Source organism: Lysinibacillus sp. ZYM-1 (assembly GCF_001308875.1).
GTDB lineage: Bacteria > Bacillota > Bacilli > Bacillales_A > Planococcaceae > Lysinibacillus.
This window is the reverse complement of the sequence record NZ_KQ465133.1, coordinates 18786-34160: the sequence shown is the minus strand read 5'-3', so window position 1 is coordinate 34160 and position 15375 is coordinate 18786. Positions and strand designations below refer to the sequence as shown.

Annotated in this window: 17 protein-coding genes and 1 riboswitch; of the genes, 15 read left to right on the top strand and 2 right to left on the bottom strand. The window is 36.3% G+C overall.

Annotated elements, in window-relative coordinates; translation table 11 throughout:
- The first annotated feature begins 132 nt into the window (after positions 1 to 132).
- Complete coding sequence (locus AO843_RS18680) at positions 133 to 777, top strand: MBL fold metallo-hydrolase (protein ID WP_054612597.1); 645 nt, start codon at positions 133 to 135, stop codon at positions 775 to 777.
- 61 nt (positions 778 to 838) lie between these two features.
- Here AO843_RS18680 and AO843_RS18675 read toward each other — a convergent pair whose 3' ends face one another.
- Both AO843_RS18675 and AO843_RS18670 read right to left on the bottom strand, forming a co-directional pair.
- Positions 839 to 1081 (bottom strand): DUF2626 family protein, encoded by a 243-nt coding sequence (locus tag AO843_RS18675; protein ID WP_004231035.1) that lies wholly within the window; start codon positions 1079 to 1081, stop codon positions 839 to 841.
- A 117-nt stretch (positions 1082 to 1198) separates the two neighbouring features.
- Positions 1199 to 1909: a helix-turn-helix transcriptional regulator gene (locus AO843_RS18670; protein ID WP_054612596.1), complete on the bottom strand. Its 711-nt coding sequence runs from the start codon at positions 1907 to 1909 to the stop codon at positions 1199 to 1201.
- A gap of 326 nt (positions 1910 to 2235) precedes the next feature.
- Here AO843_RS18670 and comGA point away from each other — a divergent pair, with 326 nt between their 5' ends.
- The 14 genes from comGA to AO843_RS18595 all read left to right on the top strand — a co-directional run bounded on the left by comGA (position 2236) and on the right by AO843_RS18595 (position 15257).
- Positions 2236 to 3255 (top strand): competence type IV pilus ATPase ComGA, encoded by a 1020-nt coding sequence (comGA, locus tag AO843_RS18665; protein WP_054612595.1) that lies wholly within the window; start codon positions 2236 to 2238, stop codon positions 3253 to 3255.
- Positions 3230 to 4303 (top strand): competence type IV pilus assembly protein ComGB, encoded by a 1074-nt coding sequence (gene comGB / locus AO843_RS18660; RefSeq protein ID WP_054612594.1) that lies wholly within the window; start codon positions 3230 to 3232, stop codon positions 4301 to 4303. Before comGA ends, comGB begins: the two co-directional genes overlap by 26 nt.
- Before the next feature lie 10 nt (positions 4304 to 4313).
- Positions 4314 to 4652, top strand: a complete 339-nt coding sequence (comGC, locus tag AO843_RS18655; protein WP_054612593.1) for a competence type IV pilus major pilin ComGC — start codon at positions 4314 to 4316, stop codon at positions 4650 to 4652.
- On the top strand, positions 4652 to 5092 hold the full coding sequence (gene comGD, locus AO843_RS18650; RefSeq protein ID WP_054612592.1) for a competence type IV pilus minor pilin ComGD: 441 nt from the start codon (positions 4652 to 4654) through the stop codon (positions 5090 to 5092). The genes comGC and comGD overlap by 1 nt, the downstream gene beginning before the upstream one ends.
- Positions 5085 to 5402, top strand: coding sequence for a hypothetical protein (locus AO843_RS18645; RefSeq protein ID WP_054612591.1), 318 nt, complete (start codon positions 5085 to 5087; stop codon positions 5400 to 5402). Before comGD ends, AO843_RS18645 begins: the two co-directional genes overlap by 8 nt.
- Entirely contained in the window at positions 5395 to 5823 is a 429-nt protein-coding gene (comGF, locus tag AO843_RS18640; protein WP_054612590.1) for a competence type IV pilus minor pilin ComGF, read from the top strand. Before AO843_RS18645 ends, comGF begins: the two co-directional genes overlap by 8 nt.
- A gap of 198 nt (positions 5824 to 6021) precedes the next feature.
- Entirely contained in the window at positions 6022 to 6537 is a 516-nt protein-coding gene (locus tag AO843_RS18630) for a shikimate kinase (protein ID WP_054612588.1), read from the top strand.
- Positions 6538 to 6681: 144 nt separating this feature from the next.
- A riboswitch (glycine riboswitch) is annotated at positions 6682 to 6773 on the top strand.
- Positions 6774 to 7038: 265 nt separating this feature from the next.
- Positions 7039 to 8142: a glycine cleavage system aminomethyltransferase GcvT gene (gcvT, locus tag AO843_RS18625; protein ID WP_054612587.1), complete on the top strand. Its 1104-nt coding sequence runs from the start codon at positions 7039 to 7041 to the stop codon at positions 8140 to 8142.
- Positions 8143 to 8165: 23 nt separating this feature from the next.
- Positions 8166 to 9512 (top strand): aminomethyl-transferring glycine dehydrogenase subunit GcvPA, encoded by a 1347-nt coding sequence (gene gcvPA, locus AO843_RS18620; protein ID WP_054612586.1) that lies wholly within the window; start codon positions 8166 to 8168, stop codon positions 9510 to 9512.
- A complete protein-coding gene (gcvPB, locus tag AO843_RS18615) occupies positions 9505 to 10968 on the top strand; it encodes an aminomethyl-transferring glycine dehydrogenase subunit GcvPB (protein ID WP_054612585.1) in 1464 nt (487 codons plus the stop codon). The genes gcvPA and gcvPB overlap by 8 nt, the downstream gene beginning before the upstream one ends.
- Positions 10969 to 11167: 199 nt before the next feature.
- Positions 11168 to 12109 carry an ADP-ribosylglycohydrolase family protein gene (locus tag AO843_RS18610; protein ID WP_054612584.1) on the top strand — a complete coding sequence of 314 codons (942 nt, stop codon included), beginning with the start codon at positions 11168 to 11170 and terminating at the stop codon, positions 12107 to 12109.
- Positions 12110 to 12141: 32 nt separating this feature from the next.
- Complete coding sequence (locus AO843_RS18605) at positions 12142 to 12522, top strand: SMI1/KNR4 family protein (RefSeq protein WP_054612583.1); 381 nt, start codon at positions 12142 to 12144, stop codon at positions 12520 to 12522.
- Positions 12523 to 12771: 249 nt separating this feature from the next.
- Positions 12772 to 12930, top strand: coding sequence for a competence pheromone ComX (comX, locus tag AO843_RS18600; protein WP_054612582.1), 159 nt, complete (start codon positions 12772 to 12774; stop codon positions 12928 to 12930).
- Complete coding sequence (locus AO843_RS18595) at positions 12903 to 15257, top strand: ATP-binding protein (RefSeq protein ID WP_054612581.1); 2355 nt, start codon at positions 12903 to 12905, stop codon at positions 15255 to 15257. Before comX ends, AO843_RS18595 begins: the two co-directional genes overlap by 28 nt.
- The last annotated feature ends 118 nt before the right edge of the window (positions 15258 to 15375 follow it).

Below are 15375 nucleotides of genomic sequence, written 5' to 3'. Positions count from 1 at the left end.
GTCGTAAACAATATTCCTCCTTAATTGTAAACGTTCTACTTGTTTTTGTCGAGAACTAATATAACGCAAACTATGAACATTTATCGTCAAATTGTGGCAAAGCCTGTATAATAGAACATTGAGGTGATATCTATGATGAACGTACGTAGTTTTTCTCTTGGTCCAGTCCAAACGAATTGCTATATCGTATCGAATAAAGAAAAAGAGTGTATCGTATTTGATCCAGGTGAAGAAGCGGAGCGTATTATTAAAACAATCCGTAGCAATGGTTTAAAACCGTTGGCCATTTTTTTAACACATGCACATTTTGACCATATCGGTGCTGTGGATGCTGTAAGAGAAGCATTTAATGTACCTGTATGGATTCATGAAAAAGAAGTTAGCTGGTTAGGAGATCCAGAAAAGAATGGTTCTAGTAAATATGCCGCATTACCAGATTATAGGGTGGCTGCACCGGCACAAGACACTATCATCAAAGAAGAACAGCAATTTGAAATGAGTAATTTTGTTTTTCGAGCTGTTTTTACACCAGGACATTCACCTGGTAGTATTTCTTATGTATTTGAAAATGACGGCTTTGCTATTGTGGGGGACACACTTTTTGAACAAAGTGTAGGACGTACGGATTTAATAGGTGGGTCCACAAAAATATTATTAGCATCTATCCATGATAAATTATTAACGCTTCCTGAAGATACAATCATTTATCCTGGTCATGGTAATTATACAACTGTCAGTTCGGAAATGGAGACAAATCCGTTTTTAAATGGATTTTAAAAAAGTATGGTCTATAAAAAAGCGTATCTCAATGTTAGTGAGATACGCTTTTTTCTTTGTATTAATGACCGCCACCAGGTACGTGAATGAATGTTGTATAGTACGTGAAGCCAGCGAAGAATACAGTTAAATATGCTCCGAAAATGTACATGTACATACGTTCTGAAAGGTTTAAGAAGCCTAATAATAAGAATAAACCTGTATTACCTAAGAATAATAGCGATACCTCGTTCATACCACCAAGGTAGAACATAACGGCAAATATACCTGTCCAGAATGCCATAACTTTATACATATTATCCATGAAATTTCCCCTCCTTTTGCCCACGACACAATAATCTCTTACTCATTATAAATGATAGGAAAGGTGTCTGTAAACTGGAACTTATTCGTCTTTGTGACAAACAAATGGATTTTTTAACTAGCTTTCGATTTCTGTCACGTTTATTTCATATTTACATAAATCACAATTATGTATCATACTTTCAATTTGTATAAATTCACTTTTAGAAAATAGCGCATCTAACTGCCCTTTTAAATAGGATTCATGTAGTGAGCAGACAATCTCTGAATATGTCGTAAGTTGTTCTTGGAATGGACAATTAAAAATGGAGAATATCACCTTTTTGCCATGCTCTGTTTGTTGAATTTGTGGAACATAGCCAATTAATGCGGCATTGTCAGTTAATAGCTGAAGTTTCTCGTCGAAGGAAATGGAATTATTTATTGTCAATTCAGCGCTTATACTTTGTTTCATTTGCTGATAACCATCTTGATAGCTAATTTCCTGACATTTTTCTAAGGCAGATGGTCCAAGGTCTTGAACTAATTGAATCGTCCATTTCAGTAAACGCTCTTCATCACGTCTTGGAAATGTTAATGATACACCTTTCTCTGAAGCCTTATAAACGCGGCCGGGTCGACCACCCTTACCTGTTTTCACATAGTCTGCAGAGATAATATTAATTTCTGAAAGCTTCGTTAAATGGAGTCGAGCAACATTTGGATGGATGCCAAATTGATCAGCAATATGTTGAACTGTCACTGTTTTTTTCTCTTGCAATATGTACTCATAAATAGAGTATCTAGTTTCATCGGCTAAAGTGCTAGTAATTTTCAATGGATGGATCATATGCTTCACCTCATTAGTTTTTTATAAAATTATGTTTCTCTACCCAGTGTTAGGAAAATAATCATGTTGATTCTATTATATTGTATTATTGAAAAAGATACAGTTCATTTCGGCATAAATATTAATTTTTTCATGTATTTATGTTCTGTTTTAGTGAGAAATTGCACTTTATCCACATTTTTATAGCAAAAAACATGATTAATAGGAAATTTCATAACAAATTTTTATTTTCAGAAAAGGGCTTTTCTCGTGGGAAAATCCTACTTATACTAGGAAATAACGAATAGCGCGGTCATATTCGAATGAACTAGAAGAGAGGTGCATATATGCAGAATTTTGAAATAGTCGTTGAACAAAAATGTGAGCAACTTTTACTAAAGGCCTATCATTTTGGTGCATCCGATTTATTACTGGTGCCAACCAACATTGAATATCGAATCTATTTTCGGAAATATGACAAGCTTCTCCACGCTGGTGAACTACCTAATGACCTTGCAGAACGGATGATATCCTATTATAAGTTTCTCGCCCAATTAGATATAAGTGAGCGTCGAAAACCTCAGAGTGGCTCCTTTCAAAAAGCGATGGCACAAAAGCCTTATGCCTTTCGAGTATCTACACTTCCTTCCGTATTTTCAAAGGAAAGTCTCATTATCCGTTTACTTCTCCAAAATCATGCATTTCCACTAACTTCCCTATGTTTTTTTAAAAGCGCAGCCCACAAATTAATGGAACTTGTACAGAATCGACAAGGACTTTTGTTTTTTACAGGAGCAACAGGCTCTGGTAAGTCTACTTCTCTCTATTCTTTAATCCACTACTGTTCTACAGAATTAAATAGGCATGTGATTTCCTTAGAAGATCCAGTAGAAAATAACCAAGCAAATTTACTTCAAATTCAGGTGAACGAGCGAGCAGGCGTTACATATGCTACGGGGTTAAAAGCTATATTACGGCATTCACCTGACGTGATTATGATTGGTGAAATTAGAGATAAAGAAACGGCGAAGATTGCCATTGAGGCAAGTTTGACGGGTCATTTAGTTGTCTCAACTATCCATGCAAAGGATTCCATTAGCTGTCTTTACCGCTTAATTGACTTAGGGGTCTCCATAGAGGAGCTTCGGCAAACTGTCATCGGTATTGTTGCACAAATGCTTTTTCAGTCATCAGCTTTACAGGATGAACGTCGTGCCTTGTATGAAATGTTATCTGATGTTGATCTGAATCAGGCCATTACAGCTATTCAGAAAAAGGGGAATTATAAACTTCCATACGAACAAACATTAATGGGACAAAAGGAATTGGTGGAGAGTCATTATGCAGTTACAAAAATACATCGATAATTTTCAATTATATTACAACAGAGCTACCAAGTGGCGTGTAAGAGAGCAAGCTCAATTAATCCAACGTTTATCTGTGTTAATGCAGGAAGGCTATTTATTTCCACAGGCTATCTCGATGCTACTACCTCATCATGTTGAGGCACATGAGGACATACAGCAACAAATTGATGAAAAATTTAGACAAGGTGTAGGCGTGACAAGCATTCTGGAAACATTACAGCTGGCTAAGTACCATTTAGTTGCAATTAAGGTGGCAGAAAACAATGGGCATATACTTGAAGCATTAAAAGGTGTGGCAAAGCAAATGATTATCAATGAGAGGACAAAGAAAAAATTAATCAAATTGCTTATTTATCCTGTCATCCTAATTTTATTTTTATTGTTGCTATTCTTTGTATTTCGAACAATTTTTTTACCTAATATTGAAAGAATGGTATCTAGCCGCTCAATGGCAGCTAAGGAGACAAGTATTGCTTTGTCTAATATGTTACTGCATATCCCCGATTTTGTTATGGTGACAGTTTTGATTGTGATAGTCAGTTTATTGATTTTCCATTTCTATCTCAAACGGCAGCCCATTCCCCAACAACTAACAATACTTTTGAAAATCCCTCTTTTTCATATCTATATCCGACTATCGTCGACAAGGCAATTTGCTGCTTATTTAGGAAGTTTACTGCAGAGTGGGTTTTCATTGCAGGCTAGTCTCCAAATTTTAGAGGAACAACAGTTTCAACCTTTTCTACAGCATCTGTCGCGCCGTATTAAAGAAAGGGTAATCTTTGGTGAGTCATTGACACAAGCCGTACAGTTAGTAGCTGTTTTTCACAAGGATTTTTCTACTTTTGTAGAACATGGAGAACAGAGTGGATATTTAGGAAAAGAACTCACGCTGTATAGCGAATTATTAATGGAAAAGCAGGAGCAACTGTTGCATAAGATGCTCGCTTTCATACAACCAAGCTTCTTTATTGTTATTGCTATATGTATAGTAGCAGCCTATGTCAGTTTATTATTACCAATTTATCATATGATTGATTTAGTTTAGGAGGAGCAGAATGAGACGTATCAAACAACAAAATGGCTTTACTTTAATTGAAATGCTGATTGTCTTGTTAATTATATCGGTCCTTATTTTAATCACAATTCCAAATGTTACAAAGCACTTTGCTACGATTGATGAGAAGGGATGTTCGGCCTATGTCGCCATGGTACAGGGGCAAGTAGAGGCCTATAGAGTGGATTTTATGGCGTATCCCACATTGGAGGATTTAGTAAAGGAAGGCTATTTGAAAGAAAATGAAACAACGTGTCCAAATAAAGAAGAAATAGTAATTACCAATGAAGGAGAGGTACGGTTAGCGAATGCTAAAGTAGATACGGGTACAAATGGCTAATGAGGAAGCAACGTAATGATTTGGGCTTTACCATTCTCGAAATGCTGATTGTTTTATTTCTTGTTATGACTTTAACAGCAATTGTTAGCAAGTTCTCTTTAAAATTAGCAGAGTCAAAGGAATTAGAGCGATTTTTTACTCAAATTCAACTAGACATTCAGTATATTCAAACCTATAGCATGAACCAACGACAATATATCGCGATGAAATTTGAAAGCTCAACAAAGCGCTACGTTATTCAAAAAGATGTTTATTCCAATCTATATGAACGTCCCTTCCCAAAAGGAGTTGAATTTTTGCCTTCAGAAAGCTCACTTTATACAGTTGTTTATAATTACAATGGCAATGTCTTATCAGCTGGCACCATTGCATTTCAAACACCACAGGGTAAGAAAAAGGTAATTATTACATTAGGACGAGGGAGGGCGAGAATTGAATGAATCAGGTTATTCTTTTGTAGAAACTATTTTGGCTTTCGGTATCCTGATGTTACTTTGTAGTTCCTTATTGCCCATTACCTATACGATGAAAACTAACCTTACGAATAAAAAGCTGGAAATGATAGCAGCAGAAACAGCTTATGAAGGCTTGAAATTATTTCAAGCTGTACAACAATCTGAAGGTACGAGGACCATTGAGCAGGTCGATTATCAATGGGTGTTTAATGGTCAAGGGATTTGTGTTCGTTTTCACAATGCACATGAGCCCCGCCAAAAATGCCTTCAATTTACAGGCGGTGTCTATGAATAATGAGAAGGGCTATACATTATTAGAAGCAATGTTTCAATTAATTGTGTTTGTACTTGTTTCTCATCTTTTTGTACTAATTATGCTCTGGTATGCTGAAATGACCTCAACCATGCAAACGGATGAACAGTCGAAATGGGAGCTGTTTGTGTACGATTTAAATAAAGAATTAAAGGATATTTTAGCGTTTTCTATACGGGGAGACCAAAAAAGAATTACTTTCCAAACAACAGAAACAGTCCATCATGTTGATTGCTATCGTAATATCATTCGTGAACAAGTAAATGGAGGACATGTCCCCATGCTAAATGGCATCAATAAATGCCAATTCAACTATAGTGGAAATATGCTGACAGTAGCGGTCGAAATGCCTAATGGTATACAAAAGGAGCGAACTTTCTATGTACCAATTATTAAAAAATGACAGAGGGGCTATTTTTTTAATCGCAATTGCATTATTATTTTTTGTAACTACTTTTGTTCTTGCATATTATATGTCGTATGAAATGCAGTTTCGAACATATGATGGGCTCGAAAAATTGAATGTTCAAGCTACGATAAATTTATTGGGACAAATTTTGTCAGACAGTGTAGAATCGTAGTTATAAGAAGGTGATTCGAATTGCGAAAAATATATTTAGTTGGTTTTATGGGTAGTGGAAAAAGTGCCTTAGGAAGGCGTTTAAGCTATTTATTAAAGATGCCATATTACGATATGGATCATGAGATAGTGCGGCAGCAAGGAATGTCCATTCCACAGATTTTTGAAAAATACGGGGAGGCCCATTTTCGAGAAATAGAAACAGAATTTTTGAAAAATTTCCGAGATGAGGCTTGTATCATTTCTACTGGTGGTGGCGTTGCAATCAATGCTGAAAATCGAAAAATTATGAGACGTAGTGGCTTAGTATTTTTTTTAGATGCGGCGTTTGAGGATATTTATAAACGAGTTCAGCATGATCCTAACAGACCAATCGTACAGAGCTCGACAAAAGAGGAGCTAGAAAGTCTGTATCATTACAGAAGAAAGTTTTATCGCGATGCAGGACATATTCAGGTCCTAACAGAGGGCAGAACCATTCGTCAAATTTTAGAGTATTTAGTGTTTCAAGTAAAAAGGCTTAAAGGCGAACGATAAGTGCGAAAGATATTATAAATGTTCGCCTTTTATTATCTTTTAAAAAATGATTGCCTTTTCAATGCATTTAATGTTAGGATATAGACAAATAAGTAACTAAATGTTCATTGAATACTAAATAGTACCAAGATGTATCTTGGGCGGATGATTGTGCGGGGAGAGCGCGTATAGACGCCACCGAAGGAGCAAGTAGCAATGGCTATGAATCTCTCAGGTAAAAGGACTCGTACAAGACGCAACTCTGGAGAGAGCTGTAGTATAACAATAACAGCCACCAAAGGGGAAAGCCGACTAATTGGCATTATCAACCATGCGAGTTAGTCTGGTGTAACTTTCAGGTGCAAGGACAGAGAATCCCGAAAAGGGGTTCGTCTGTCTTTTTTTATGTCTATAGGTACTCCATGGAAGCTTTACAATGCCAAGTCATGACTGTACCAATACAAAAAGCAGACGAACTACTACCAGTAAAAATGTAACTAACAATAAGGGGGCAAAAAAAGAATGACGAATGAATTAAAACGTACACCTTTATTTGAAGAATACGCGAAATACGGTGCTAAGACGGTTGACTTCGGTGGATGGGAATTACCAGTTCAATTCTCTTCTATTAAAGATGAGCATGATGCAGTACGTAATCGTGCGGGTTTATTTGATGTATCACATATGGGTGAAATTTTAGTAACAGGTCCCGATGCATTAGGTTTTTTACAAAATCTTTTATCTAATGATGTTTCAAAAATAGCTGCTGGCCAAGCACAATACACAGCAATGTGCTATGAAGACGGCGGTGTTGTCGATGATTTACTAACGTACAAATTAGCTGACAATCACTATTTATTATGTGTGAATGCTGCCAATATCGAAAAAGACTACGATTGGATGTTAGAAAATCAGCATCAATTTGATGTGACAATTGACAACCAATCAGATGCCTATGCACAAATTGCTCTACAAGGACCTTTAGCAGAGGAAGTTCTTCAATCCCTAACTTCAACTGATGTTAGTGCTATTAAATTTTTCCGATTCCAAGAGAACGTTGAAGTTGCAGGACATAAAGTTTTAGTTTCTCGTAGTGGTTACACAGGAGAAGATGGCTTCGAATTATATGGAGCGCCAGAAGATATTAAAGCGCTATGGGATAAAATTTTAGAGGCTGGTCAAGACAAAGGTGTTGTCCCTGCTGGTCTAGGATGTCGAGATACACTACGTTTTGAAGCGGGTCTACCACTGTATGGTCAAGAATTATCAGCGACGATTTCTCCTCTTGAGGCAGGTATTGGATTTGCTGTGAAATTAAATAAAGAAGATTTTATTGGTCATGATGCATTAGTAGCTCAGAAGGAAAATGGTCTTCCGCGTAAACTTGTTGGAATTGAAATGATCGATAAAGGGATTCCACGCCATGGCTACAAAGTGTTTAAAGATGGTAAGGAAATTGGTGAAGTCACAACAGGTACACAGCTTCCTTCATCAAAACGTAATGTTGGTCACGCGTTAATTGACAGTCAATTCGCAACAATCGGAAATGAATTAGAAATTGAAATCCGTGGTAAGCAACTAAAAGTAATTACAGTTGAAACACCGTTTTACAAGCGTTCAAAATAATAGTTGAAAAGAGGGCTACATTTATGAAACATCGTTATTTACCAATGACGGAGCAAGATCAAAAAGAAATGTTAGACGTAATCGGTGTATCCTCAGTTGATGAATTATTCGAGGATATTCCTGAGAAAGTCCGGTTTAAAGGACTTTATGACATTAAGGCAGCAAAATCAGAATCTGCTTTATTAAAGGAATTAACAGCACTTGCTGCTAAAAATAAGGACACAAATGCCAATGTATCGTTTTTAGGAGCTGGCGTTTATAACCACTATAAGCCAGTGATTGTAGACCATGTAATTTCTCGTTCAGAGTTCTATACAGCTTATACACCATATCAACCAGAAATTTCACAAGGGGAGCTACAAGCCATCTTTGAATTCCAAACAATGATTGCAGAGCTTACTGGTATGGACCTTGCCAATTCATCTATGTATGACGGTGGAACAGCATTGGCAGAGGCTGGTATGCTGGCAGCTGGACATACACGTCGTAAGAAAATTTTAGTATCTGAAACAGTACACCCAGAATATCGTGATGTTGTGGCTACATATGCCTACGGTCAATCTATTGAAATCGTAACAATTCCGCATAAAGATGGTGTGACAGATATAGCGGCATTAAAAGAGCTAATTGATGACAACACGGCAGCAGTTATTGCTCAATATCCAAACTTCTTTGGTCAGGTTGAGGATATTCAAGTAATTGGGGATATTGCGCATGAAGCAAAAAGCTTATTCGTAGTGTCGTCTAACCCACTTGCTCTAGGTATTTTAACACCTCCTGGCAAGTTAGGAGCAGATATTTGTGTGGGTGATGCTCAAGTTTTCGGTATCTCTGAAGCATTCGGTGGTCCACACTGTGGTTTCTTTGCCGTAACAACTAAATTAATGCGTAAGGTTCCGGGCCGTCTTATTGGTGAAACAGTGGATGGTGAAGGACGTCGTGGTTATGTGTTAACACTACAAGCACGTGAACAACATATCCGTCGTGATAAAGCAACATCTAACATTTGTTCGAACCAAGCATTACTTGCACTTGCAGCTTCTGTAGCTATGACAGCTCTAGGTAAACAAGGTATTCGCGAAATGGCTACACAAAATATTGCGAAAACACGTTATGCGAAAAATGCCTTTGAAGCAGCAGGCTTTACAGTAGCATTCCAAGGTGCACACTTTAATGAAATCGTTGTAAAAACGAATAAATGTGTGAAGGAAATCAATAAAGGCTTAATTGAAAAAGGTATAATCGGTGGTTATCCTTTAGGTCAAAATTATGACTCTCTTAAAAATCATGTGCTAATCGCAGTTACTGAATTACGCACAAAAGAAGAAATTGATGCACTAGTTGCAGAAATGGGGGCTCTTCATGCATAACGAAAATCAAACACTCATTTTTGAAATTTCAAAAGAAGGCCGCGTTGGCTATAGCTTAGAAGCGCTTGATGTACCTGAAGTGGCTCTAGGAGATTTATTACCTACCAATCTAGTACGTACGGAAGCAGCAGAATTACCTGAAGTATCTGAGCTGGATATTATGCGTCATTATACAGCACTTTCTCGTAGAAACCACGGGGTAGACTCTGGCTTCTATCCACTTGGCTCTTGTACGATGAAATATAATCCAAAAATTAACGAAGCGGTTGCTCGTCTTTCAGGCTTTGCGAATGTTCACCCATTACAGGATGAATCAACAGCACAAGGGGCTATGGAGCTTCTTTATGATTTACAAACTTCATTAGTAGAAATTACTGGGATGGATGAAGTAACATTGCAACCAGCAGCAGGAGCACATGGTGAGTGGACAGCATTAATGATGATCCGTGCTTTCCATGAAGCAAATGGTGAAGGTCACCGTAACAAAGTTATCGTTCCTGACTCTGCTCACGGTACAAACCCAGCATCAGCAACAGTAGCAGGATTTGAAACAATTACCGTTAAATCAGATGAAACTGGATTAGTTGATATCGAAGACCTTCGCAAAGTAGTAGGTCCTGATACAGCTGCCTTAATGCTAACAAACCCAAATACGCTAGGTTTATTTGAAGAGAACATTATCGAAATGGCAGAGCTTATCCACTCTGTTGGCGGTAAAGTGTACTATGATGGTGCGAACTTAAATGCCGTTATGAGTAAAGCACGTCCTGGCGATATGGGCTTTGACTGCGTGCATTTAAATCTACACAAAACGTTTACAGGTCCACACGGTGGTGGTGGTCCAGGTTCAGGTCCAGTAGGCGTAAAAGCGGATTTAATTCCATACCTACCAAAACCAATATTAGTTAGAACAGAAGAAGGAACATACCATTTCGATTACGACCGTCCTCAATCAATCGGACGCGTAAAACCTTACTATGGTAACTTTGGTATCAACGTACGTGCTTATACGTACATCCGTACAATGGGGCCAGATGGTCTAAAAGCTGTTACAGAATATGCTGTATTAAACGCAAACTACATGATGCGTCGATTAGAGCCATTCTATGATCTGCCATACAACCGTCACTGTAAACATGAATTTGTTTTATCTGGTCATCGTCAAAAGAAATTGGGCGTTCGTACATTAGATATCGCCAAACGACTGTTAGACTTTGGCTACCATCCACCAACAACATACTTCCCATTAAATGTGGAAGAGGCGTTAATGATCGAGCCAACAGAAACAGAATCTAAAGAAACATTAGACGCATTCTGCGATGTGATGATTCAAATTGCGAAAGAAGCTGAAGAAAATCCATCCATCGTTCAAGAAGCGCCACATACAACAGTCGTATCTCGTCTAGACGAAACACGTGCTGCTCGTACACCAGTACTTCGTTATCAAAAGGCATAATAATGAACTGAACTAAAAGCGTCCAATAAGTATTCGTACTTAGTGGACGCTTTTTTACGATTTCTAACAGAAAGATCAGCTAAAGAGATGGATAGAAGAGACAGCGCTAATTATAGGACAGAAGTTGGGGGAAATTTCACATCTTCAATAATAGCCTTCTTTATATTATGTTTGATAGAGAAAGGAGATGTGTAATCCTATGGTAGATACAAAGATGAAAGAGCGATTGTTTGCTACTTTATATGGTGGAATAGTTGGTGATCTCATGGGCGTGCCTGTCGAGTTTAAGAAACGGGGGACTTTCCATGTAGAGGGTGTGATAGGATATGGTACTTACAATCAACCACCTGGCACTTGGTCGGATGATACTTCTTTAACGTTATGTTTAGTCAAAAATATGATAGAAAAAGGCGATACACGAAGTTTAATGGATAAGTTTGTACGATATATGGAGCAGGGTTATCTAACACCATTTGGGGAAATGTTTGATATTGGCATCACGACAGCTGAAGCCGTATCAAGTTATAAAAAAGGTATTGTGCCTGAGTACTGCGGAAAAACTGGCGAGTTTGATAATGGTAACGGAACATTAATGAGAATTGCGCCCTTAGTATTTGTATTGATAAATGAATGTGATTTTAATAAAAGAAATGCGTTGGTTCTACAATATACAAAGATCACACATGGACATCCACGTTCACTAGTAGGATCCATCATTTATATTGAGCTATTATTAAGTTTATACCGAAATAATTCACTAGAGTTTGCATTAAGTGAGGTATATAACTTGTTGCAAAATTATTTACAGCATGAATTGTGCACAGAGTTAAATGCTTATACAAGAATATTTGATGAGAACTTTCTAAATATCCCTGAAAATGATATTAAATCAAGCGGCTATATTGTACATTCACTAGAGGCAGCAATATGGTGTGTTGGTAATTCATCTACTTTCAAAGAAGCCATTTTGAAGGCAGTCAATTTAGGAGAAGATACTGATACGGTTGCAGCAATGACGGGGGCTTTAGCGGGTATGTGCAATCAAATGGATGAAATTCCTGGTGAATGGTTGAATTCAATTGTAAAAAAACAAGAGATTGATGATATTATCGAAGATTTCTATGAATTTTGTTCTGCATAGGTGTAAAAAATCTTTAATGAGGAGGTGACAAAATGTATCCTATACATAATATTTTTACTGCCAATCCACCCGCTAGTGAGAATGATATTCTGCAGATAGAACAGACCATGGCTATTCATCTCCCTCAACAATATAAAAACGTACTTCAAGAGGGTAATGGTTTTTCACTTACTAATGGAGTGTTAATATATGGTACAGAGGAAATTATTGAAAGAAATGAGACTTGGGAAGTGAACGAATATGCAAAAGGCTATGTAGCCGTTGGGGATGATGGAGGCGGAATGGTTTTTTTAATGGCATTAGAGAAAGAAGATTGTCAGGTATTTGTTGTGGACTGTGGCGATATGAATCCACTCCATGCAAAACTGGTCTCTTCCAGTTTAAGCGAGTGGCTAAGAGAGGGCTGTTTGTAATGGAAAGTGTAGAAGCTTGTTCCTACCATTAGGAGCAAGCTTTTTCTATGTCTATCTATGGAGAAATAAAGCAAAATTATTACACATTCTATTATTTTTTGGATTTTTTAGAAAATTATGTTGAATTATTGGAGAGTGATAGTATAATGAAAGTATAGTTACAAATATGGTTAATAATTCCTTTAATGAAGTTTTTATTGGTAAATAATTGTAACTATAGATAATAAACTAATGAAATGGGGCGATTTTATGATTAACATGGTTCAATATTTAGAGCAAAATCCGTCGTTGGTAACATTGTTAAAGGAAAAAAAAGCTTCTCTAATTGGTATTACAGAACTTGAACAAAAGGCAATTTTGGATTCGTTTGATGAAGATATATGTTTAAAAAGTACAATTTGGTATTAAATTCAAATAATAAAAAGTGGTTCTGGCTTGCTGTAAGTACATATTTGGTATTTGGGCTTTATTTACTAAATGTTACATACAGCAAGCCTGTTTTAAGTATGAAGGTGAAAAATGAAGATGGGCAATGGATTTTAATAGAGCCATATTACAAAGAGTGGGCTGAAAAACATAAAATTAAAAAAGGCGATATTATCTTAGAAGTTGATGGAAAACAGATTGATAGTCTTCATGATTTAAAGTATGAACCAGTAATTCGTGCAGCTAGAGAATTGACAATAAAGAAAGGTAATGGAGCTATTATTAACTTAAATATTAAGTTATATGATATACCTCAACAATTTTTTAATGTTTTAATAGTTCCTTTTTGTTATTTTCTTCTTACATTGTTTATCACTTTTTATTTGTATTATAAACAAAAAAATAAAATTCTCGTAAATTTATTAATTCTTTTTATCTTAACTGTTTCCTTAGCTTATGTTAGTAGTGGTGCATCTAGTAGATTAGATCCCATAGGAATAATAATTAATCGAGGCAGTATGCTACTTTGTTTAGTCATACTATTACACTTTATGAAAATTTATTTTGAATTTATGGATTTAAAATGGTTGTTTACTAAAAAAATTAAATTATTTTATACCATACCAATCGTAGGCGTGATACTCAGTGTTTTTAGTATTCTTTATCCATCAACTCATTTTGAAAATTCATACATCATTTTAGGTTTCTTTTTCTTTTTATTGCTGGTGATTTTAGGAATAATAATACAAGGATATATCAAGTATAAAACTCCACAGTTAAAAATATTGTTAAGTAGCATTATCATTCCATTTTTGCCATTTTTATTTCTTTATGCACTACCTGAAGTACTATTCCATAAACAACTATTATCAGCTGATATATGCTCTCTATTTCTAATGCTCATTCCTTTCAGCTTCTTATTCACCCAACTCACAGAACGTATATTTGATATGGAGTACTTTATATCGCGAATACGTTATTATTTCAATTTCTCATTTGCTTTTACTATTTGGCTTTTGGGTGGTCTGTATTTATTGACGGATTTATCCATGACACGCATGACAGAGCTTTTCTTTTTTTCGTTCCTCTCATTAATGGTGTTGTTTTATATGAAGGAACGGATTGATTATCGTAAGCGAAAGATTTTGTTTTCTACAAAAGGTGACTATATCCATCGCTTATATACTACTGTCGATAGTATAGGCAGAGTTGTGAAGATTGAGGATTTATTGGAGAAATTTGTCCAGCAGGTCGTGCTCCAACTTGAAATGGAAAGTGTGTATGTTCTCACTTATGATTTTCAAACACATCAAGTTACGTTAACGAACAGATCCAAGGAATACACTCAACATGAAATTGATGAGGTTTTGCTTGAACGATTAGGCTTAGGGGATATTAAAAAAACAGATCATTTCTATATAGCTTTTATTCATCAAGATGCGAATTATAAACGAATTCTCGTTGTGGATCATAATAAATCTATTTATCTTAAGGACGAGGAATTACTATGGCTAGAATTGTTGCTGTTATATTTAAATAATTTTATTGAAAATACGAAAATGGTCGAGGAGCTTTTAGATCAGTTAAAGCATATGAAAGAGGCCGATAATGGACAGCTGCCCTGGCTCAATAAATTACTTTGGCTGCGTTTTGAGGAAGAAAAGTATCAGCTAGCCCAGGAGCTTCATGATACGATTTTACAAGAACAGCTTCATATTGCAAGAGAAATGGATGTCCTACTGCATACAAAGGATCAAGAAAATATATCATCCCAACTTGTAAAGCTTCATGAGCATATGATCACCTCCTTGAATGATTTGCGGGGGTACTGTGAAAATTTAAAGCCTCCATTATTAGATACATTGGGCTTAAATGCAGCACTCGAAAAGCTGATTCAAAAAATTCATAAACGTGCAGATTTTGTATTAATTTATACCATTGATCGTCTTTATTTAGAGGATGAACGCTTAAATTTAATGATTTATCGACTGTTCCAAGAATTATTAAACAATGCATTAAAACATTCCTATGCCAATACAGTTGAAATACATATACTAGGCACCGAAGAAGGCTTTGAAATTTTGTATAGCGATGATGGTGTAGGTTGTAATATAGATGACATTATACTGGCCGATTCAATGGGCATTCAAGGTATGCAAGAGCGAGTGCAGGCTTTTAATGGGAAATTCTCATTAGACAGCAAAGTAGGAGAGGGGATGACAATTCGTATTCGAGTAAGTGAAACTCAACATCCATATCCTTATGCGTATAGTACACTTAAACGACCTACGTATATGATTCGAGGATAACCTACCTGATGAATCGGAAACCGCATACATTTTTTCACCTTTTAATCTCTTCGTAATTTCTATGAATGTGGATTAGAAGGCTTTTGTTTTTTCAAGTTTTTTCTATGCTAAACGATCA

Coding starts and splice junctions, on each gene's coding strand:
- AO843_RS18680 (WP_054612597.1), top strand. CDS start 133: ATGATGAACGTACGTAGTTTTTCTCTTGGTCCAGTCCAAACGAATTGC.
- AO843_RS18675 (WP_004231035.1), bottom strand. CDS start 1,081: ATGGATAATATGTATAAAGTTATGGCATTCTGGACAGGTATATTTGCC.
- AO843_RS18670 (WP_054612596.1), bottom strand. CDS start 1,909: ATGATCCATCCATTGAAAATTACTAGCACTTTAGCCGATGAAACTAGA.
- comGA (WP_054612595.1), top strand. CDS start 2,236: ATGCAGAATTTTGAAATAGTCGTTGAACAAAAATGTGAGCAACTTTTA.
- comGB (WP_054612594.1), top strand. CDS start 3,230: ATGCAGTTACAAAAATACATCGATAATTTTCAATTATATTACAACAGA.
- comGC (WP_054612593.1), top strand. CDS start 4,314: ATGAGACGTATCAAACAACAAAATGGCTTTACTTTAATTGAAATGCTG.
- comGD (WP_054612592.1), top strand. CDS start 4,652: ATGAGGAAGCAACGTAATGATTTGGGCTTTACCATTCTCGAAATGCTG.
- comGF (WP_054612590.1), top strand. CDS start 5,395: ATGAATAATGAGAAGGGCTATACATTATTAGAAGCAATGTTTCAATTA.
- gcvT (WP_054612587.1), top strand. CDS start 7,039: ATGACGAATGAATTAAAACGTACACCTTTATTTGAAGAATACGCGAAA.
- gcvPA (WP_054612586.1), top strand. CDS start 8,166: ATGAAACATCGTTATTTACCAATGACGGAGCAAGATCAAAAAGAAATG.
- gcvPB (WP_054612585.1), top strand. CDS start 9,505: ATGCATAACGAAAATCAAACACTCATTTTTGAAATTTCAAAAGAAGGC.
- AO843_RS18610 (WP_054612584.1), top strand. CDS start 11,168: ATGGTAGATACAAAGATGAAAGAGCGATTGTTTGCTACTTTATATGGT.
- AO843_RS18605 (WP_054612583.1), top strand. CDS start 12,142: ATGTATCCTATACATAATATTTTTACTGCCAATCCACCCGCTAGTGAG.
- comX (WP_054612582.1), top strand. CDS start 12,772: ATGATTAACATGGTTCAATATTTAGAGCAAAATCCGTCGTTGGTAACA.
- AO843_RS18595 (WP_054612581.1), top strand. CDS start 12,903: ATGTTTAAAAAGTACAATTTGGTATTAAATTCAAATAATAAAAAGTGG.